The sequence below is a fragment of the Lacrimispora amygdalina genome (assembly GCF_900205965.1).
In the GTDB taxonomy this organism is placed as follows: Bacteria; Bacillota; Clostridia; order Lachnospirales; family Lachnospiraceae; genus Lacrimispora; species Lacrimispora amygdalina_A.
The window spans coordinates 1-19,117 of sequence record NZ_OAOF01000008.1; the positions used below are offsets into that span (position 1 = coordinate 1).

General features: G+C 41.1%; 20 protein-coding genes. 10 read left to right on the top strand and 10 right to left on the bottom strand.

The features are described 5' to 3' along the window. Positions 1–154: 154 nt before the first annotated feature. From CRO04_RS12195 to CRO04_RS12205, 4 genes are read right to left on the bottom strand one after another with little or no spacing between them, the layout of a single operon-like run. Positions 155–724, bottom strand: coding sequence for a flavodoxin family protein (locus CRO04_RS12195; protein ID WP_166432544.1), 570 nt, complete (start codon positions 722–724; stop codon positions 155–157). A 5-nt stretch (positions 725–729) separates the two neighbouring features. Continuing rightward, a complete protein-coding gene (locus CRO04_RS26260; RefSeq protein ID WP_166432545.1) occupies positions 730–879 on the bottom strand; it encodes an NAD(P)H-dependent oxidoreductase in 150 nt (49 codons plus the stop codon). Between the two features lie 43 nt (positions 880–922). Next, a complete protein-coding gene (locus CRO04_RS12200; RefSeq protein WP_097004529.1) occupies positions 923–2,230 on the bottom strand; it encodes an acyl-CoA thioesterase/bile acid-CoA:amino acid N-acyltransferase family protein in 1,308 nt (435 codons plus the stop codon). Positions 2,231–2,248: 18 nt separating this feature from the next. Beyond that, positions 2,249–2,713, bottom strand: coding sequence for a MarR family winged helix-turn-helix transcriptional regulator (locus CRO04_RS12205; RefSeq protein WP_097004530.1), 465 nt, complete (start codon positions 2,711–2,713; stop codon positions 2,249–2,251). Positions 2,714–2,853: 140 nt separating this feature from the next. Between CRO04_RS12205 and CRO04_RS12210 the strand changes: the two genes are divergently transcribed. The 5 genes from CRO04_RS12210 (at position 2,854) to CRO04_RS12230 (ending at position 5,994) form a co-directional block, all read left to right on the top strand. Next, positions 2,854–3,201 carry a PadR family transcriptional regulator gene (locus CRO04_RS12210; RefSeq protein WP_330400845.1) on the top strand — a complete coding sequence of 116 codons (348 nt, stop codon included), beginning with the start codon at positions 2,854–2,856 and terminating at the stop codon, positions 3,199–3,201. Further along, entirely contained in the window at positions 3,198–3,827 is a 630-nt protein-coding gene (locus CRO04_RS12215) for a DUF2812 domain-containing protein (protein ID WP_097004531.1), read from the top strand. The genes CRO04_RS12210 and CRO04_RS12215 overlap by 4 nt, the downstream gene beginning before the upstream one ends. Before the next feature lie 89 nt (positions 3,828–3,916). Beyond that, positions 3,917–4,756 (top strand): AraC family transcriptional regulator, encoded by an 840-nt coding sequence (locus tag CRO04_RS12220; RefSeq protein WP_097004532.1) that lies wholly within the window; start codon positions 3,917–3,919, stop codon positions 4,754–4,756. A gap of 230 nt (positions 4,757–4,986) precedes the next feature. Further along, complete coding sequence (locus CRO04_RS12225; protein WP_097004533.1) at positions 4,987–5,160, top strand: DUF6440 family protein; 174 nt, start codon at positions 4,987–4,989, stop codon at positions 5,158–5,160. Between the two features lie 18 nt (positions 5,161–5,178). Beyond that, positions 5,179–5,994, top strand: coding sequence for a hypothetical protein (locus CRO04_RS12230; protein WP_097004534.1), 816 nt, complete (start codon positions 5,179–5,181; stop codon positions 5,992–5,994). A gap of 13 nt (positions 5,995–6,007) precedes the next feature. On the opposite strand, the gene CRO04_RS12235 is transcribed toward CRO04_RS12230, so the two are convergent. The 6 genes from CRO04_RS12235 to CRO04_RS12260 all read right to left on the bottom strand — a co-directional run bounded on the left by CRO04_RS12235 (position 6,008) and on the right by CRO04_RS12260 (position 13,082). Continuing rightward, the gene (locus CRO04_RS12235; protein ID WP_097004535.1) at positions 6,008–6,415 is read right to left on the bottom strand and encodes a helix-turn-helix domain-containing protein; all 408 of its coding nucleotides are present in this window, start codon (positions 6,413–6,415) and stop codon (positions 6,008–6,010) included. Positions 6,416–6,793: 378 nt separating this feature from the next. Beyond that, on the bottom strand, positions 6,794–8,593 hold the full coding sequence (locus CRO04_RS12240; RefSeq protein ID WP_097004536.1) for a glycoside hydrolase family 2 protein: 1,800 nt from the start codon (positions 8,591–8,593) through the stop codon (positions 6,794–6,796). A gap of 35 nt (positions 8,594–8,628) precedes the next feature. Continuing rightward, positions 8,629–9,459: a carbohydrate ABC transporter permease gene (locus CRO04_RS12245; RefSeq protein ID WP_097004537.1), complete on the bottom strand. Its 831-nt coding sequence runs from the start codon at positions 9,457–9,459 to the stop codon at positions 8,629–8,631. Further along, the gene (locus CRO04_RS12250) at positions 9,449–10,348 is read right to left on the bottom strand and encodes a carbohydrate ABC transporter permease (RefSeq protein ID WP_242974462.1); all 900 of its coding nucleotides are present in this window, start codon (positions 10,346–10,348) and stop codon (positions 9,449–9,451) included. Before CRO04_RS12250 ends, CRO04_RS12245 begins: the two co-directional genes overlap by 11 nt. A gap of 71 nt (positions 10,349–10,419) precedes the next feature. After that, positions 10,420–11,832: an extracellular solute-binding protein gene (locus CRO04_RS12255; protein ID WP_097004538.1), complete on the bottom strand. Its 1,413-nt coding sequence runs from the start codon at positions 11,830–11,832 to the stop codon at positions 10,420–10,422. Positions 11,833–12,161: 329 nt separating this feature from the next. Next, on the bottom strand, positions 12,162–13,082 hold the full coding sequence (locus CRO04_RS12260; protein ID WP_097004539.1) for an ArsR/SmtB family transcription factor: 921 nt from the start codon (positions 13,080–13,082) through the stop codon (positions 12,162–12,164). A 315-nt stretch (positions 13,083–13,397) separates the two neighbouring features. Here CRO04_RS12260 and CRO04_RS12265 point away from each other — a divergent pair, with 315 nt between their 5' ends. The 5 genes from CRO04_RS12265 to CRO04_RS12285 are packed head-to-tail and all read left to right on the top strand — an operon-like array spanning position 13,398 to position 19,116. After that, on the top strand, positions 13,398–14,699 hold the full coding sequence (locus CRO04_RS12265) for a glycoside hydrolase family 53 protein (RefSeq protein WP_097004540.1): 1,302 nt from the start codon (positions 13,398–13,400) through the stop codon (positions 14,697–14,699). 15 nt (positions 14,700–14,714) lie between these two features. Then, the gene (locus CRO04_RS12270) at positions 14,715–15,626 is read left to right on the top strand and encodes an ABC transporter permease (protein ID WP_097004541.1); all 912 of its coding nucleotides are present in this window, start codon (positions 14,715–14,717) and stop codon (positions 15,624–15,626) included. A 10-nt stretch (positions 15,627–15,636) separates the two neighbouring features. Then, on the top strand, positions 15,637–16,530 hold the full coding sequence (locus CRO04_RS12275) for a carbohydrate ABC transporter permease (RefSeq protein ID WP_097004542.1): 894 nt from the start codon (positions 15,637–15,639) through the stop codon (positions 16,528–16,530). Positions 16,531–16,543: 13 nt separating this feature from the next. Beyond that, entirely contained in the window at positions 16,544–18,064 is a 1,521-nt protein-coding gene (locus CRO04_RS12280; RefSeq protein ID WP_097004543.1) for an ABC transporter substrate-binding protein, read from the top strand. A 35-nt stretch (positions 18,065–18,099) separates the two neighbouring features. Further along, complete coding sequence (locus CRO04_RS12285; RefSeq protein WP_097004544.1) at positions 18,100–19,116, top strand: LacI family DNA-binding transcriptional regulator; 1,017 nt, start codon at positions 18,100–18,102, stop codon at positions 19,114–19,116. Position 19,117 lies beyond the last annotated feature (1 nt).

Here is a 19,117-nt window from a genome sequence, read left to right on the forward strand (position 1 = left end):
TCCGCGACTATTGTTCAATTGGAAAGAATCACATTTAGAATCTGAGAAAAGCAGGTTTAGAAAACGAACCTGTTTTTCTCAGACCCTAAACATGATACTTTCCTTTAGAATTATAGCACAATAACCTGACAACATCATGTCAGGTTATTACCATTTACCGTATTATCATTAATTTACTGCTTATTAGTTTTTTCATTATTTTTCTGATGAATCGGGAATAAATTTTTTTGAATAGATTGATTTTTACGTTAGTATAATATATTTTTTCGAACCATCCACGCTCTTTCCAGTATTCAAATGATAAATCCTTTTTCTTTGCGGATCCGAAGGCTTTAGATTGCATTGCCCTGAACATTGCCAATTGATATAAGGTAGGGGGTGTTTCTTTGTTTTCAAATAATCCATCAACTAAATGATTGATATTATTTTGAACTTCTTCCTTATACGCCTCGTCTGTTTTTAGCGTAACTCCGCAGACTCCTATAGTTCCGGCAATTTGAAATCCCCATCCAATTGCGCACATTTTCATATAGCTCAATGTTCCTTTTAGTCCGGATCCTCCTGTAGAAGAAACCAAAATTGCCTTTTTATTAAAGAAGCGGGGCCTGTGGAACATGAAGGAAAAGTTATTATAAAAATTTTTCATTAATGCTGTCACATGCTGCTCATAAACGGGGCTGGCAAAAATTACAACATCGCTTTCCAGCATCTTATTTAAAAGCATGGTGGTCACTTCTTTATGGGGGCAGTACTGCTCTCCTTTTGTGTAGCACAATAAGCAGCTTTTACAGAATCCAAGATCGATATTTGGATCATTTCTATTACGTTAAAGCAGTCTCCTTTTTTTCTTGGACTGCCTGAAATAGCTGTAACTTTCATCTGATTTTTCTTCCTTTCCTGTCTCGCCAGATGGATTCTGATCTTATATGTTATGGCTCCAATTGTCTAAAAAGTCTGTTGTTTTCCTCCAGCTATCCAGACATGCCTGTTTCCATTCTTCAAGGCCTGCATTCCATTTCTTCAGGTTGGCAATTGACTGATTTGGTAAAGTAAGCATATGGCCTGCTTTTTCATAGGTACAATGCTTGTAAGAGTGTTGGAACTTTTTTTCGTTTAATCTATGTACTGCTGTTTTACAATGAAGGAGAGAGGGCCATATTGAATCAGCTTCTGAGGAAAGAAATAATATAGGGCCATTGATCTTTTCAACAGCAATGCTGGCTTTATCCGTTTCTCCCTTTGTAATTAACTGCTGATACATCCACCGTATCAGGTCTTTCTGCCCCAGCATTTTTTTAATTATCATCTGAAATAGAACAGAAATGGAAAACTTCAGATATGGAAGTTCCTTTCCGCCATAAGTCCACGATGAATGACGGGAAGAGATCTTATCTTTTAATCCTTCATAGACATAACAACTGGGTGTGTTGGCAATTACACAGGTAAGGTCAGGAAAGATTGAGGCAGCTGCAAGAACAAGTTCTCCGCCCTTGGAACGTCCATAAATTCCAATCCGTTTTTTATCGACACTGTCCTGTTTCTTTAACCATTCAATGGCGTTTTCGATGATTTCAAGTGGAATCTGGCTCAGATTTGGTGAAGTACCCTTCATTCCGAAATAACAGATTGCTAATGCGGAATATCCGCGCTGAGCCAGGACCTCTGCAATGGTTTGTGCAATCTCTATTCTACCGTCACTTCCACTTACAACAATAACCGCAGGTCTTTTCTTTATAATATCTGAGGTGAAATAACGTGCAATCAGACCTTTTTGAACAATGGATTCGCTTCTTATGGTTTCATCGCAGAACTGTCTGGTATGTTCTTTAGAAGTCAGAATCTTACCATCGGCCTCCACGGTAAAAAGAATATGAAAACTTCGATTTTCGCTTACTTCGGAAAGTTCTTTTGCAGGTTTTGCCGGACACAGTTCACGAATTTTCATTGAGTAGAAAAGTCCCATTGCATCACACATCTGATACGTCCCCTCAACCGGCGCAGTCTTTCCTAACGAAAGATTACCATTATCATCAGCTATAAAAGTGCCATAGGACTCCCATGTTGAATTTTGTCCCTGCTCAGACAATCCTGAGTTTATGCAATAATAATCTTTGCTTACAGCACGAATGATAACCTTTTGATTTTGTTGCAATCCGCTGAGAGTAATATCAACGGATTGGTCAATAAAGGATCTTTCGGGAATGATACTTAAAACACAATTTCTGTCCATCTATAACCTCCGGTTTTTTCAATCAAGAGAAACTTTTTCCTCGTAGCCAAGCCAATCGCTGCTTTCATAAGCCGCAACCTTCTTCAAAAGTTTCCATAAAGTATGTGCTTCTTCTTCGTCAAAATCTTTAAACAGGTCATTTAAGTATAAATTACCTCTTTTATAGTAATCGCGTAAAATGTCTCTGCAGCTTTCTGAGACCTGGATACAAACGGCACGACGATCAGAATCACTTTCTCTGATTGTGACAAAGCCCTTTCTTTCCAGGACAGTTACCAATTTTTTCGCATTTTGTTTTGTACATCCCATCATGTTCGCAATTTGATTATAATTGGCTTTACCTTCTGGTAAGTGCAGGATAGTCAGCAGTGTCATCCACTGCCGGACTGTAATATCTCTATCTAACTTGTCTCCTTCTGCTTGGATTTTATTGGATAAATAAAATATTGTAGAAAAGATTTGCTGAAAATAAAATTGTTTCATGTTACCTCCTTATAAATAAAGACAACTTGTTGTCTATTAGTATATCATGTAATTTTTTCTTGTCAAGTTATAGTGGATTCCTTAATTGCTTGTAATTTATTACGTTTAGTGATAAATTTATTACAGTAAACGTAATATTGATGGGAGTGATAATTATTCGGGATAATATAAAAGGCGGTGCACTGACTGAAACAACCTTTCTTGTCTTACTGGCCGTATATCAACCCAATCATGGGTATGGAATTATGCAGTTTATTGATAAAGAAACCAATGGACGGGTTGTTTTGGGCGCGGGCACTTTGTATGGAGCGATTAATACATTAGTAAAGAAGAAGTGGATAGATTCTTATGATGATGATGCCGGCAGCAAGAAAAAAGAATATGTCATAACTGATGTTGGAAGACAAAAAGCGGAGGAAGAGTTACAACGATTGAGAGAAGTTGTGAAATTGGCTTCTGTTATCATGTCAGGGGGTAATAGCGAATGAGCAAATTGGTATTTCGATACTTTTTTGATTTTATGAACGGTCAGGAAAGATGGTTAAATCGTATGGATGAGTATGGTTTGCGATTAAGGAGATGTGGTAAGATCACCTATATTTTTGATAAATGCCAACCAAATCAATATGAGTATAAAATAGAGTTTGTGGGGCATAAGACTTACTCACAGGCAAAAGAATATAGAAGATATCTTGAAAACATGGGATTTCGGACCTTTACTAAAAATATTAATCTTAACTTTTCCTTTGGTAAGGTCAAATGGCGGCCATATGCAGCAGGATGGGGGCGGATTGCTGCATCACCCGGAGGTTTTAATAAGGAACTTTTAATTTTGGAGAAAAAGAGGGATGGTAAGCCTTTTGAACTTCATACAGATCTGGCTGATAAAGTGGACATATACAAAAGAGTTATGCGAGTATATACCTGGGCTGCGTTAATGATACTTCTGTCAGGCGTTATGACATTCATGCCCAACATATCTTCATTATCAGACGGTGTGTTATTGGCGGTCAGGATAATACTGCTAACAGGCGGTGGGCTGATTCTTATTCCATTGGTAAAGTACTTCCGATTGGTTCAGTGTTTTAAAGAGGAAGGTAAAATCTATGAATAAGAGCCTGATTCCAGAGACAGATCGAAGCATTCTGAGACAGGATGAATGTGTTCCATTTTGTTATTATAAGTTTGTCAGGAGGTGTTTGAATGGAATGGGTCAGGAGCCTTAACAGAGCAATTGAATATATTGAAAGCCATTTACTTGAAGAGCTAACCTGCGAAGAGGTTGCAGCGCATGTCTATATTTCAAATTTTCACTTTCAGAGGTGTTTCAGTCTGTTGACAGAAATGACCGTGGGAGAGTATATCAGAAACAGACGTCTTTCTCTTGCTGGTCAGGAACTTACTTCGTCTGATAAAAAAATAATTGATATTGCCTTAAAATATGGGTATGAGACACCGGAAAGCTTTACAAAGGCGTTCGCGCGATTTCATGGGGTCACGCCGACACAGGCTAAGGTTGAGGGCTCCGGGCTAAAATCCTTTAATCGCCTTTTGATCAAAATAAAATTGGAAGGTGGAACGGTTATGGATTACAAAATTATAACGAGAGAAGCATTTAAGGTATTGGTAATGACGAGGCTGTTTAAAACGGAGAGTAGTTTTACCGATCTTCCGGATTACTGGACGGAATATTTCTCTAAGGGTTACGGTAAGCTGGTACCCGGCAGTATGGGGATTTGCGAGCCGGAGCGGCCGGATTCTGATGAATTCAGATATGGAATCGGTCAAGAGTATGCCGAAGGAGCGGAAATTCCAAAAGGATATGAACTATTGACTATTCCGGCAAATACCTGGGCTGTATTTAAATGTATTGGTCCCATGCCTTCAGCCATGCAGGAAGTCTGGAAGCGAATTTATGGTGAATGGCTGCCGCAGGCAGATTATGAACGTATTCAGGGATGCGACTTTGAGGTATATACAGAAGGCAATAATCAGAGTGAGGACTATGTCAGCGAAATCTGGATACCTGTCAGAAAAAAATAAACACAATGCTTTGAACTGAGACAATGGCAGATCAGGAAAATGGAGGATTCCTTTTTCTAATCTGCTATTGCTGTTCTATAAGGGCAGGTGTTTTGGGTGTGGCATACCAGACTGTAAGTAAATGGGAAACAAGTGAAACATTCCCGGACACATGAAAAGCTTAGTATTGATTATTAGTGGTTAATGGACTAAAATAATGGGTAACTATCAGTAAAATTGGAGGATATAATATGTCTACAGACAGATTTGAGAGGATTTATGTTCAGGGAAAGTTTGCGCCTGTGACGGAAATATGGGTAGATAAGCAAACGGGTGTAAACTACATATTTCACAGAGATGGCAATGCATCTGGATTTACTCCCTTGCTGGATGAAACTGGAAAACCGGTTATATCGGCTAAATAACATGGAAAGGAAATGGACATGAATGTTCTGCAGATAAAAGACAACCTTGTATGCGAAATTTCAAAATGTAACAATGTGTTGGGCATAGCGCAAACAGGTGATATAAATGCAAAACTGGTACCTGGGCAGAGTGATATTGATTTGTTCGTTCTTTGTGAGAATATCCCTGACCGGAAAGAGCGCGAGCAGATATATTCTGTTTTCGCGGGACAGTATTCAGAATGTACTATGAATGTATGCAATGGCGGTATGTGGGGGTATGGGGATATACTGGAGATCGACGGAATTGAAGTCATGCCCATGTATTTTACTGTGCAGGAAATGACTGCTTACCTGGAAGAGACACTACAAGGAAAACATCTGGAAAAGATGGGCGGTTTTTACCCAACGGGAAGGCTGTCCAGTGTTGAGACGATTAATATACTATATGAAGAAGGTTCTGTTTGGTCAGATTTGAAAGCGATGGTGAAGAGACCTCCGGCTGAATTGTTTCATAAGCTGTTTCAATATCATATTTCCAGGGTGCTTAATGAAGAGGATCTGGGCAGAGTGGTCTTGAGAAAAGAGGTTCTCTTTTATCATCAGGTACTGGAGGACTCCCTCGATCATCTTCTTCAGGCTCTATATGCATTGAACCATACGTACTTTCCCAGCCGCAAAAGGATTGAAGAGTATATCATGCGGTTTGAAATTAAACCGGATAATTGTTATGAAAGGCTGTCAAGGATTCTTAAATCTGCTGTCTCTGATGAAACCATAGAGGAATCGGTAAGAGATTTAAAAATCCTGGCAAGAGAACTTGAAATGGCAGGAAATATGAACAGGAGGGGATAACTTGAGTCTCCTCTTATTTTATTGGCTGTCTGGATAAGTTAACTAAAAAATCATAAGCTTTCTTCTTCTCTTCCTCAGTCAGTGTTAAATAAATTTCTGTTATGGCGGCAGCTCCGTTATCGCCTGTCCGATAGTTATCATCATATGATTCTTTGAGTAGTATCCCGTCTTCCGGTTTGAATGTTCCGCTCTGCCAATGGCTGTTATCAGTAAAGTAATTCTGACAGCCAATTAAGTAATCTGGAGTTGTTTTCAGAATCTCAGCTAATTTTTCCAGAACGTTTGCAGGGACTTTCTCGATATTGCCGTTTTCATATCGAAAGACGGTCGATCTTGAAACACCTAATAGACTTGCCACGTCATCTGCGCGCATACCTAATTGTTTTCTTCTTTTTTTTATTCTTTGTCCGGTTATTGACATGGTTTTACCTCCTGATTGTATTATAACATTAATGTTGCAATAATGCAACAAATATAGGAGCAGATATGCGAATTATCAGTTGACATTTCAACAACTGCATGAAAGCTGCAAAAGAAGGATTGTCCGGCTTACTCGGTTGCTGTATTGGAAGCAAATGCACGATCAAAAAAGACGGTGTATTTTGAGCGGGTTTTAGGGGGAGTGACCATAAAGCGGATATAAAGGGAAAGGAGAAAACTGCGGTTGTGTTGGAAAGGGGGAAAGGGAAGGGGATATTTTTGGAGATAAAAAAATGTCAAGATAATAATTATTAATAGCAAGCAGTCCCATTTTATTTTATATAAAGGGACTGCTTGCTATTTATTGTGATATTTCAGACTACCGAAGTTCATCTCTCCAGCATGCTACTCTTTTCTCATTGATTTCTTTTATTCTTCCAGGGTCAACCTTATAGTTTCTCCTGATATCCATCAGTCCATTGACCTCCTGCTGTACATCTGTAACCTGGGTGTAACAGTAGCCGCACACGTAAGGAATTTCTTTGATTGCCGTTGTGATGCTTTCGAATCGCTTTAAAAAGTCTTCTTCCGTGTTGACTTTATTCCCGTATCCCCAGCCATCCTTGTCTCTGTCAAATGCGATGCCTCCAAATTCACTAATGATTATTGGCTGTCCTTTGTAGGAGAATCCGTTTGCAAGAGCGGATTTGGAAGTGGAGTGATAAACTTCGGATGTCAGGATCTGGTCTTTGTATTGTGTATAACGCTTTTTAAGATTTTCTCCCGCTTCTTCATAGTCGTGCAGTGTGATAATATCGGATACCGTATGTTCCCAGCCGTCGTTTACAATTACCGGACGATGGGGGTCAATGCTTTTTGTCAGGTGATAGATCCCTTCGGTAAAATGCTGCTGTGTTCTGTTTGTTTCAACCTGAGGGACGCCCCAGGATTCATTGACAGGAGTCCAGGTGATAATGGAAGGGTGGTTATAATTCTGTTTTACGATATCGAGCCATTCCTTTGTAAACAGCTCCACTGCTCTGTCAGAATAAACATAGGCAGCAGGTGCCTCGCTCCATACCAGCATTCCCTTTACATCGCACCAGTAAAGGAATCGTTCATCCTCTGTTTTCTGATGCTTTCTTAAGCCGTTATAACCAAGTGCATGAATCTTGTCAATATCCTGGATTAACGCTTCCTCATCAGGAGGTGTCATATGAGTTTCTTCCCAATATCCCTGGTCGAGGATCAGCCTTTGATATAATGGGGCCCCGTTGAGCAGAATGTTGGGGCCTTCGATCCTTATCTCACGCATTCCAAAGTAAGACAATGCCTCGTCGAATAATTCCCCATGATACCATGTACAAAATCTGATATCATACAGGTTTGGTTCGGCAGGTGTCCACGTACGTATTCCCCAGGGGTAACCTGCCTCTGCAGCCTCCAGATCAATAGTAACTTTTGTTGGATTTTTTCCTATGGCTGTCAGTACTTTTGCCACAGGTCTGCCATCAAAGCTTACCTCTGCCGCCACCTCCAGTGCACTTACATCTAAGGCATCAGGATAATCCACTATATATTCCAGTTCCAGACTGCCTTCTGGTAAATTTGGTGTCATTTTAACCGAATGTAAGCTGATTTCCGGTACAGACTCCAGCCATACGGTTTTCCAGATTCCTGTTGTCTGTACGTACCAGCAGCCGAAATTTTCAGGTATCCAGCGCTGCTTTCCTCTGGGCTGCTGCGGGTCAGGATGATCCTCTGCCTTAACAACCACAAGGTTCTCTCCGTTGGTTACCAGGTTTGTGATATCAAAGGAAAAACGGGAATAACCGCCTTCGTGTACTCCGGCCAGCTGCCCATTAATCCACACTTTTGTAAAAAAATCACTTCCCTCAAAGTGGAGTAATAGCTTATTGCCGGTTAATTTCATGTTATCCGCCTGAAATCTGCGGGCGTACCAAATAAAATGATGAAACTCTTCGTCATGAATTTTGCTTTTTTTTGTTTCGTAGGTAAAGGGTACACATATTTCTTTTCCCCCCTGGAAGCCCTGATTCCATCCTTCGGCCTCTCCTTTCTTCTCATCGTCAAAACGGAAGTCCCAGATACCATTTAAACTGGTCCAGTTCTTGCGGACAAATTGCGGTCTTGGATAATCTTTTTGATAGCATAACATGAAGTTGATTCTCCTTTATCTATTTTATACTTATGTCAACCCTTGACGCCGGACATGGTAATTCCCTGCACAATCTGTTTTTCGAAAATAAGATAAATGATAATGGCAGGCATTGACGCGATCATGTTGGCAGTCATTGGTTTTACATAATCCACGGTGTAAGTTCCGGCAAAGATGGGGATTCCCACAGGTAATGTGAATTTGTTGCTGTCCATCGTGCAAAGCAGAGGCCAGAGATAGTTATTCCAGCTTCCTATAAATGAAAAGATGCTGATGGTGGAAAGGACTGCCTTTGATAATGGCATGATAATTCTGGCAAAAATCATAAGCTCTCCCGCCCCGTCAATCCTTGCTGCTTCAATCAGAGAGTCCGGGATGCCCTTAAAAAAAGTGACCATAATGACAAGATTCATGGATGCTGCCACAGATGGCAGAATCAGACCTGCATATGTATCAATAACGTGGATGCTGTTTGCTGTAATAAACAGAGGAACAATAGTGGCTTCTCCGGGGACCATTAGTCCCAGTAAAAAATAAAGAAACAAATTATTTCTTCCTGTAAATTTAATTTTTGAGAGGGCATAAGCGGCCATGGCGGAGAAAAGAAGGGTTAACATAGTAACCAAAATTGCGACAATTACGGAGTTAAGCAGCCATTTCGCAACATCAGAGCCAATAATCAGATCCAGATAATTGCCAAAGGTATAAGGAGGGGAGAACCAGCTGGCTACGCTTTTAATCTGCTTTCCTTCATATTGCAGGGATACAAAGAATGCCCAGATCACCGGTGCCAGAAAAATGATGGCCATCATCGCTGAAAGAAACGTCAAAACAACGCTTCCGGCATTTGTTTTCTTATGATTCATCTTTCTGTTCCCCCTTTTTTTGAATTGTCCTCTGAATGAGGGTACATACTACCAGGACGGCAAACAGTACATACGACATGGCAGCAGCATACCCCATATTGTTTTTCGTAAAACCTGTTTCGTAAATATACTGGATCAGGGGCTTTGTGCTTCCTGCCGGTCCCCCGGCTGTGATTAACTGAATCTGGCCAAATACTTTAAAGCTTGCAATGACCTGCAGCATAACAATTAAGTAAGTGGCGGGCTTTAGCAGTGGCAGGACAATGGACAGCAATTGCTGCCATTTTGCAGCACCATCGATTTCTGCTGCCTCATAAATTTCAGGCGGGATATCCTGTAAAGCTGATAAGTATAAAAGCATGGAAAAACCTACGGTCCACCATACCGTCATTACTGTGATGACTCCCCAGGCATGATTTGTGTCAATCAGCCACTGAATTTCTGTCCCTGATTCTAAAAAACCAATTGCATGAAGAATTCCGTTTACAAAGCCCATATAAGGTGCAAACATATATTTTGCTATAAAGGATGCAACTGAAACAGATATAATACTGGGGAGATAATACGCAATTCGTAACCCCCTTCTGATCTTTACCGGTCTGTTGGCAAACAGGGCAAGTATAAAAGCCATGACTACCAGAAATGGGACGGAAAGAGTGACAAAGATAACTGTATGTTTCAGTGCATCAACAAATTTTTGATCTGATAAAAATTTAATATAATTATCCAGTCCTACATATTTTACCTTACCCATTAAGGACCATTTATGAAGACTTACATAAAGCCCCTGTATGACCGGCCATATGGTAAAGACCGTATATAAGGTAAAAAAAGGAAAGCACAATCCGAGGCCTGTAGCCATATTTCTTAATTTTCTGCTTTTGATCAAATTTCTGTCCTCCCAACTATACAAACCTTCTTCCTTAGAGGGGGATATGATCCCCCTTGGCTGTCATTTTATTAAGGAAGATTTGATTCAAGCTCGTCGTAAAGGGCATCAACGCCGGATGCAGCATCACCCTTACCAGTCCAGATGGTATCAAGACTGTCAATCATGCCTTTCTTCATTCCATTAAAAGTTGATACTTTAGCGGGAAGCACCGCTTTTTCTACCTCGGACATATAGCTGCTTCTGTATGGAAGCGATTTATATTCCTCACTGGCAAGCACTTCCCTGCATGCTGGAATCTGACCAGATCCAGCCCAGGTTGTGCCCCCATTCATGGATGCAGACACCATAAATTCCACTGCTGCCTTGCTGTCTGCCTCACTTCTTGCTTTTTTTACAGGGAGTATGAAGGTATGGGAATCCGCCCAGCAATTATCTGTGTCAAAGAGTTTTGGAAATGGCATAGGCACAAAGCTTAAGTTATCTGTCTGTTCAAAGGCACCGACAGCCCAGGTTCCACCGATGCAGATTCCAGCCTTTCCGCTCTGGAAAAATTTCTGGTGGTCATCAATCCCTTCCCTGACATAACCTTTGTCGTAGAGTCCTTTTACAAATTCTGCGGCCTTAACTGCCTTATCTTTATCAAGAGTGACTTTTTTACCGTCATCGCTGACAATAGGAGTGCCTCCCATCTGAAAATAGACTGCCCACCATAAGCGGTATGGATCGTCTCCGTTGTTAGTGAGGGCAATGGTAGAACCGTCCTCAGGAATCACTGCCTTGATTTTATCGCAGACAGCATAAAAATCATCTGCACTTTGAATATCAACCCCGCCGGTTCCGTTTAATGCCACACCGGCCTTTTCTAATATACTTTTATTAAAATACATAATTTCTGCGTGTGTATCCAGGGGTATTGCATAGACTTCGCCGTCAAAAGTAACCGCATCTATGGAAGCCTGGGAATAATGCTGGCTTAGATCGACCCCCTGTTCTTTAAGGTAGGAAGTAATGGGCTGCACTACGCCATCTTCTACTAACTGAGGCAGTGAAGAGGCGTGTGATATGCCGATATCCGGCCCTTTTCCAGCAGCGACAGCTGTCTGAAGCTTGGTATAATAGTCTGCCCAGACCAGCATGATGGACTGCACCTGTTTTGTAGGGGCGGTACTGTTATAATCTTCAATCATCTTTGACATAAAGCCGCCGTCGCCCCCGCTGAATAAGGACCACATTACCAGCTTGTTGGCATCAACTGCGACCTGCTCAGGATTGTTGACTGTTCCGTCGTCATTGACATTCTTTGTTTCTTCCGCAGCAGCTGACGTATCTCCTGAAACTGTCTCCTTGCTCTCCTGTCCCCCTTTTGCTGACTGGGTTTCCTTGATGGTCTGGGTTGATGCGCTGCCAGTGCATCCTGCCAGTGCTGTCGTAACCAATACTGCTGCACCTAAGGCAGCCATCCAATACTTACTCCTTCTCATAATAACCTCCTTGTTTTAATTTGTTTTACCACAGATCAGCACACTGCTAATTAAGTAGAAAATGTAATTAGTAACAGAAATGCTGATGTAATAAGGTAACAATACGCCTTTTTATTGTGTAAGTCAATATAAAATATGATAAATATAAGCAATATTTGTTAATTATTTATATTTACAACAGTAATAATGTTACAATGGCGTTTTGTTTTCGCTTTATAAATGGTATTTCTGTGATAAAAATAATTGTTCATTCTTCTGGTATATGGCAATAAAAAAACAACCATCTGGAAAATGATGATTTCCAAACAGCTGTTTCGTTTTACCATATCTTAATATTCGATCTCCATTAAAATATCATGGGGATAGTCACCGAAGGTCTTACCAAAAAGATTAAAGCCGCCTTCATACTTTGTATTTCTTTTATTGCCCATAGTCATGGTGATGAAGGCATTTTCTGAAAGAGTGATATCACTGAGTCTGACCTTTGATGCATGCTCTCCATTGATATAGGTTCCGTCTCCCCTGATTTCCCATTTTACCCATATGCCGTACTGGGTAGAGCCGTTGGGCCAGAGGGAGGGGGTAAGTTTTCCTCTTCTTGATCCAAAATCACCCGGGCAGCACCATGTGGCACATTCGATGCCATTCACCCACAGGGTAATGTCGGATTTCCAGTCTTCTGCATATCCAGGTGCTTCTGAACATATTTCCATCGCAAAGGAAAGACGCAAGGGCATTCTTTTGGCAGGCAGCTGATTGGGAAACTTATAGGACACATATCCTTTGGATGTCCATAATAGTCCTGCTTCCAGTCGTTCCGGCAGATAAAAGCTGTACTCCTTATCTTCCATTCCAACAACTCCATGGGGAGTATATAATCCACAGGTAGGGGAAATGCTGCAGTCCACAAATGTGCCTACCGGCATTTCAATGCTTAATACTTCATTGATCTGGCTGTTTCTGGGAAGAAAACATAGATTTGCATAATCCTGCTTTCGGCTGCAGACCTTCATAGTTCCGTGGCTTCCGGGCTGTTCTTCCATACGGATTAAGTCGGCTGCCTCAAGGAGCTTTAAATGAAATGCGGCACTGGACTGAGGAAGACCAAGAGCTTCGGCAATCTGGCTGATGGAATAATTATCCTGATATAACAGTTTAATGATTTCTAATCGAATGGGAGATGAAATTGCTTTGCCAAATTCACAGATTTCCTTGATGTTTTCCAGTGTGAAATCCTTGATTTTTGCCATGCCATCAACGTTCCTTTCTTTTTCGGTACTTTGGAGATTGGTTCTTTCCGGATCTATGTATTTGGTATTTATAATACTCTATCTTCCGGCTTCCTGTCAATCTAAGAGTATCTGGGATATAGAATGTATAATTTCGAAAGCGCAATGGTTAAATGATTGCGCTTTTGCATTAAATATAAGAGATAAAACAATAAATAATTACTAAATAATTAGAGATATATATTTACAATTTATATATATTGCCATATAATAAGAGCGTAGCGCAAACATAGTGCGCAAAATATAATAATTGCGCAAAGCAAAGGGGGATAATAAATGAATAAAAAAAGATGGGGCTGTCTTGCGGCTGCTTTTACTCTGGCGGTGAGCATGACCGGAGTGATGCCCGAAACCAGTTATAATGCGAAAGCGGCTCAAAGGGACCTGGGGATAACGGAAGATTTTATCAGAGGAGTGGATATCTCAAGTGTTATGGCATTTGAACAATCCGGTAGGAAATTTTACTATTCCAATGGAACTGAGGGTGACATATTTGATATTTTAAAAGATGCAGGAGTTAATTATATACGGGTACGCGTATGGAATGATCCTTACGATACGCAGACACACAAAGGTTATGGTGGTGGAAATAATGATATATCAAAAGCAATTGCAATCGGACAGCGGGCCACTGCTCATGGAATGAAACTTCTGGTGGACTTTCATTATTCCGATTTCTGGGCAGATCCTGCAAAGCAATACGCACCAAAGGCCTGGAAGGATTATACTCCATCTCAAAAGGCCGATGCTGTTTATGATTTTACATATCATTCTCTATCTGAACTTTTGTCCTCCGGCGTGGATGTGGGAATGGTTCAGATTGGAAATGAGACAATGGGGACGATGGCGGGAATGGGCGGTCTTTATGATGGCGTATGGAATCTAACCACAGGTGTGGGTGCGGCAATGCAGAAAGGCTGTGAAGCGGTCAATGCAATTAATGCCAGATATGGTTTGAAGGGTGAGAGAGCTGTTCTGAAGGCACTTCATTTTACTGATCCCAATACAACTGCCGCCTGGTATGCGCAGCAGGCTGCTGAAAGAGGAATTGACTACGATGTGTTCGCGGTTTCTGCTTATCCATTTTGGCACGGAAGTGGGGATGATCTGGCGGTAACCCTGAAAAATATTGCAAGGACCTATCATAAGAAAGTATTGGTAGCTGAAACTGCATATCCTTATACGTTTGCAGACGCAGATTCCACAGGAAATAATATCAGATCAAAAAGCGATATGTCTTTCAGCGAATATGAGGTCAGCGTCACTGGACAAAAGAAAGCGGTTTATGATATGTTTCTTGCCGTTGCTTCTGTAAACACCCAGGCAGGTACAAGGGGATTCGGGCTTGGCGTATTTTACTGGGAGCCTGCATGGCTTGGTGCAGATACGTCAGACAGCGGATTATATGGTACGGGTTATGCCTCTTCCGTATCAGGAAATTATGAGCTGCTGTTTCACGACAGAATTGTGGAGTATGCATCAGAGGATAAAGGAAGCTCATGGGATAATATGGCAATGTTCGATTCAGGTGGCAGAGCTTTGGATTCTTTGCAGGTTTTTAAGCTCACCGGATATTAGAGAAGGGATAAGTTTATGAAAGAGATGCAAAAAAGACTAAAGAAAAATAAAACGCTGCTTCTCATGCTGCTCCCTGCAAGTATATTTGTTGTTGTTTTCAGTTATATTCCTATGTTAGGTATTGTTGTAGCCTTTAAAAATTATAATTATACCAGTGGTTTTTTAAAAAGCCCCTGGGTAGGGCTTGATAATTTTCATTACCTGTTTGCCACCGGTAAGATATGGGCGCTTACCAGAAATACACTGCTTTATAACATCGCTTTTATATTCTTTGGGATAATTTTTGAAGTGGGTTTTGCGGTTATGTTAAGCGAAATATCCGGAGCTATATTTAAAAAAGTATCACAGGGATTCATTTTTCTTCCATATTTTATTTCCTGGGTTGTGGTTTCCACCATCATGCTGAATATTTTTGGAGAGAATGGGGTGCTGAACTCGGTACTGGGGGCTTTTGGAATCCAGGGCTTCAGCGTATATAGACAGGTGTCCCGATGGCCGGTTGTAATGGTAATGGTCAAGCTGTGGAAACAAACCGGGTATGGGACCGTCGTTTACCTGGCGGCAATTGCAGGAATCAGCCAGGAGATGACGGAAGCGGCGGAGATTGACGGGGCATCTGTCTGGCAGAAGATACGATATATTACTGTTCCCAGTATAAAACCCACCATCATAATTATGACACTGCTGGCAATCGGAAATATATTCCGGGGAGATTTTGGAATGTTTTATCAGCTGGTAGGTTCCAATCAGCTGCTGCTGCAATCATCGGACGTCATTGATACCTATGTTTACCGCTCTTTGATTACAACACCTAATATAGGAATGTCGGCGGCGGCAGGTTTCTATCAGTCTGTGCTTTGCTTTGCAACCATCTGTACCGCAAACTACATAGTTAAAAAGGTTGATCCGGATTATACCTTGTTTTAGGAGGGGGAACATGAAAATAAGAAAGGGAAAGGATGCCATACTGTTTTATGCTTTGGCATATCTGTTAGTTGGTGTATTTGCGTTTGCCTGTGTGATACCTTTTTACTTAATCATTGTAGGATCCATGACAAAAGAAAATATTATTATTACCCGGGGGTATCAGCTTTTTATTACTGCAAAGGTATTTTCTCTGGAAGCATACCGGCTGGCGTTAAAAGATCCGGAAAGTATTTTAAAAGCCTATGGTGTAACGATTTTCGTTACGGCAGCAGGGACAGGCATATCTATATTTTTAACCACAATGACAGGCTATGTTTTAGCCAGACCGGACTTTCCGTGGAGAAATAAATTCTCATTTTTCTTTTTCTTCACCACCCTGTTTAATGGAGGTCTTGTGCCATGGTATCTGCTTTGCACGAAATATTTAAATTTCAGCAACCATATTTATTCCTTAATTATACCGGGTTTGCTTTCGGTCTGGAATATCATTATTGCCAAAAGCTTTATGAAAGGAATTCCTTTTGAAATGACGGAAGCAGCCAAGATGGATGGAGCAGGAGATTTCCTCATCTTTTATAAAGTGATTATGCCCATGGCAAAGCCGCTGGCTGCCACACTGACGTTATTTATAGCGTTGGCATACTGGAATGACTGGTATAACTGTATGCTGTTTATGAGCACAGGCAGTTATTGGAATCTGCAGTATACGCTTCAGAATATTTTAAATAGCACAGCCGCATTAAAGCGTGTTGCCGCGCAGACTGGAATGCAGGTTGGCCAGTTACCGTCAGAAGGCTTAAAGCTTGCTATGACTGTAATTGCCACCGGTCCCATAGTACTTTTGTATCCGCTGCTGCAGAAGTATTTCGTTAAGGGACTTACCATTGGAGCAGTGAAAGGATAACCAGGAGGGTAAGATGAAAATGAAGTTAAGACGAACAATTTCCGTATTGCTGCTTTGTACAGCTGTTTTATTCATGACAGCCTGTGCAAGTACTGCCTCAAATGAAAAAGATGCAACCATTGTTATGTATGTGCTGGGTGACGAGCCGGCAGACATGCAAAAGATTGTTGATCAGGCAAATGCAGATTATTTTGTACCTGACTTAAACACCACTGTTGAGATTAAATTTTTAAACTGGAGTGATTATGCCACAAAATATTCCCTTCTGCTGTCTGGAGGCGAACAGGTGGATTTAATCTATACCGCAGCCTGGTGCTATTTTAATGAAGAAGCGGCCAAGGGGGCATTTTTAGAGCTGACAAAGGAATTCTTAGAAGAAAACATGCCTGCTACATATAAAGAACAGCCAAAGGAAAGCTGGGAACAGATTTCCATTGATGGAAAAATCTACGCAGTACCAAAGGGGAAAGCTACATTTACCGGATATAATATTGCTGTGGTACGAAAGGACTTAATTGATAAATATAACCTCACTGTACCAGACAGCTGGGAGCATTATCTTAAATATTTAGAAGAACTGGCAGCGCTGAAACCGGAAACGGGTGTAACACCTTTAAATACCAATGCAAACCGTGAACAGCTGCTTACTGTTTTTCTCCAGACAAAAGGAATTCAGAATGTGGCAGAAGGTTATGACTGGATGTATTATCATAACGGAAAAGAACAGGCCCCTTCGGCAGATGATATTTTTTACTTTTATGGTTCAGAACTCAATCTGGAATATGTAAAGAAAATGGCAGAGCTGGCAGCAAAAGGAATATGGCCGGCAGATGCAATCAATGATACCACAGATGCACAGGCGTATTTTGAAAATGGAACCTCAGGCTCTTTCCTGTGGAATACCAGTGTATTTCAGGCTGGTAAGAATCTTGAAGCAGCCGGAAACGGAACCTATGCCGTATATGATTTAACACCAAAAGCAAAAAGATGCCGGGCAAGTTATGCTACAGATGCCATTGCCATAACAACAAAGTCTAAGGATCAGAAGAGAGCTGCACGGGTGCTGGATTATATGAAGAGTAATGTTAGCTTAAACAGACTTTTGCTGGGAGGAATTGAGGGGACACACTATCAGCTGACCGACAAAGGAACCCGTCTGGCATTGGAAGAATCTAAAAATTATACCTGGAATAATTGGGCATGGGCGATTAACCGCCAGGATGAACCGGACGAGGACGGGCTGGATGAGAGGCAGATTGTAATTGATAAAAATTTAAATAACAATGAATATCATCCTCAGGTATCCGGCTTTACATTTGATCCAAAAAAGGTTGAAACTCAATATACCGTGGTTAAATCTATCATTGACGAATATAAACAAAGTTTTGCACTGGGGATTTATGGAGATAATACAGAAGCAGAGTTTGCTTCCTTCCAAAAGAAATTAGATGCCGCTGGAATTGATAAAGTGACGGCAGAACTGAAAGCGCAGTATCAGAACTATTTACAGCGAAATATAAATCAAGTACAATAATAGACATTTAAGAGTGCAACAGACCAGGAGGTAATATGAGATTCCAATACGGGCAGGAGAATGGACGGGAGAGAATTACTATACAGGAGATAGCCAGGCTGCTTAAGATGTCGCCGACCACCGTGTCAAGGGCGATTTCAGGGAAAGGCAGGGTCAGCCAGGCGACAAAGAATAAGGTTTTTGACTTTCTGGAACAGAATCAGTATACGCCTAATGTAATCAATCATTCAGAGAAAAAGTTAAATAATATCTGCGTGCTTCTGCCGGGGGAAGAGGGGCATGCACAGCTGCCTTATTTTCAGGATATTCTTCTGAGTGTCTATGACTGCTTTTCGTCATGGAATTACGGTGTATTAATTGCAAAGACAACTTCCCTGGATATACAATCATTAAAGTCATTGGTGGAACAGCATAAGATAGATGGAGTGGTGCTGACCAGAACCATCGAAAATGACCTGGCTGTCAGCTATTTAAAAAAACAGAAGATTCCATTTGTGGTAATAGGTAGCTGGCCGGAGAAGGATGTACTTCAGGTTGATTTTGACCAGGAGGGGGGCTGCAGGGATTTAGCATCTGTGCTGCTTCGAATGAACATTAAGAGAATTGCCTGTATCTGCGGGGATGAAGAACATATTGTAACGCAAAGCCGCCTGAAAGGAATCCATGCTGCTTACCATGAGGCTGATGCAGTAATGGAAAAAGAGCTTATTTATACGGGAGCGGTTTATTCCTCGATTGTTGAGAAAGATGTGATTGAGCTTCTGGATAAAAAAGTGGAATGTATTCTATGTCTTGATGATAACATCTGTATGGGGGTATTGAATGCACTGCACAAAAACCAGATCAGCATTCCATCTGAGATAAAAGTTGCTTCCTGTTATGGCGGGCGGCTGCTGGCTGGCTGTTATCCTCCGGTTACCTGTCTGGAATTTAATGTGAAGGAAATTGGCAGTGTCGCGTCTAAGAAACTGCTGGATGCGATTCATAAAAATGCGGACTGCAAGAAACTGATTCTTGGCTATCATGTCTTGATTAAAGATTCTACCATGTAGG

Bases quoted from the DNA above. Each gene is read 5' to 3' on its own strand.
- CRO04_RS12220 (WP_097004532.1), top strand. From the start codon at position 3,917: ATGGAATGGGTCAGGAGCCTTAACAGAGCAATTGAATATATTGAAAGC.
- CRO04_RS26260 (WP_166432545.1), bottom strand. From the start codon at position 879: ATGAAAGTTACAGCTATTTCAGGCAGTCCAAGAAAAAAAGGAGACTGC.
- CRO04_RS12235 (WP_097004535.1), bottom strand. From the start codon at position 6,415: ATGTCAATAACCGGACAAAGAATAAAAAAAAGAAGAAAACAATTAGGT.
- CRO04_RS12225 (WP_097004533.1), top strand. From the start codon at position 4,987: ATGTCTACAGACAGATTTGAGAGGATTTATGTTCAGGGAAAGTTTGCG.
- CRO04_RS12245 (WP_097004537.1), bottom strand. From the start codon at position 9,459: ATGAATCATAAGAAAACAAATGCCGGAAGCGTTGTTTTGACGTTTCTT.
- CRO04_RS12210 (WP_330400845.1), top strand. From the start codon at position 2,854: ATGGGAGTGATAATTATTCGGGATAATATAAAAGGCGGTGCACTGACT.
- CRO04_RS12195 (WP_166432544.1), bottom strand. From the start codon at position 724: ATGCTTTTAAATAAGATGCTGGAAAGCGATGTTGTAATTTTTGCCAGC.
- CRO04_RS12240 (WP_097004536.1), bottom strand. From the start codon at position 8,593: ATGTTATGCTATCAAAAAGATTATCCAAGACCGCAATTTGTCCGCAAG.
- CRO04_RS12205 (WP_097004530.1), bottom strand. From the start codon at position 2,713: ATGAAACAATTTTATTTTCAGCAAATCTTTTCTACAATATTTTATTTA.
- CRO04_RS12215 (WP_097004531.1), top strand. From the start codon at position 3,198: ATGAGCAAATTGGTATTTCGATACTTTTTTGATTTTATGAACGGTCAG.
- CRO04_RS12265 (WP_097004540.1), top strand. From the start codon at position 13,398: ATGAATAAAAAAAGATGGGGCTGTCTTGCGGCTGCTTTTACTCTGGCG.
- CRO04_RS12260 (WP_097004539.1), bottom strand. From the start codon at position 13,082: ATGGCAAAAATCAAGGATTTCACACTGGAAAACATCAAGGAAATCTGT.
- CRO04_RS12230 (WP_097004534.1), top strand. From the start codon at position 5,179: ATGAATGTTCTGCAGATAAAAGACAACCTTGTATGCGAAATTTCAAAA.
- CRO04_RS12285 (WP_097004544.1), top strand. From the start codon at position 18,100: ATGAGATTCCAATACGGGCAGGAGAATGGACGGGAGAGAATTACTATA.
- CRO04_RS12200 (WP_097004529.1), bottom strand. From the start codon at position 2,230: ATGGACAGAAATTGTGTTTTAAGTATCATTCCCGAAAGATCCTTTATT.
- CRO04_RS12280 (WP_097004543.1), top strand. From the start codon at position 16,544: ATGAAAATGAAGTTAAGACGAACAATTTCCGTATTGCTGCTTTGTACA.
- CRO04_RS12255 (WP_097004538.1), bottom strand. From the start codon at position 11,832: ATGAGAAGGAGTAAGTATTGGATGGCTGCCTTAGGTGCAGCAGTATTG.
- CRO04_RS12275 (WP_097004542.1), top strand. From the start codon at position 15,637: ATGAAAATAAGAAAGGGAAAGGATGCCATACTGTTTTATGCTTTGGCA.
- CRO04_RS12270 (WP_097004541.1), top strand. From the start codon at position 14,715: ATGAAAGAGATGCAAAAAAGACTAAAGAAAAATAAAACGCTGCTTCTC.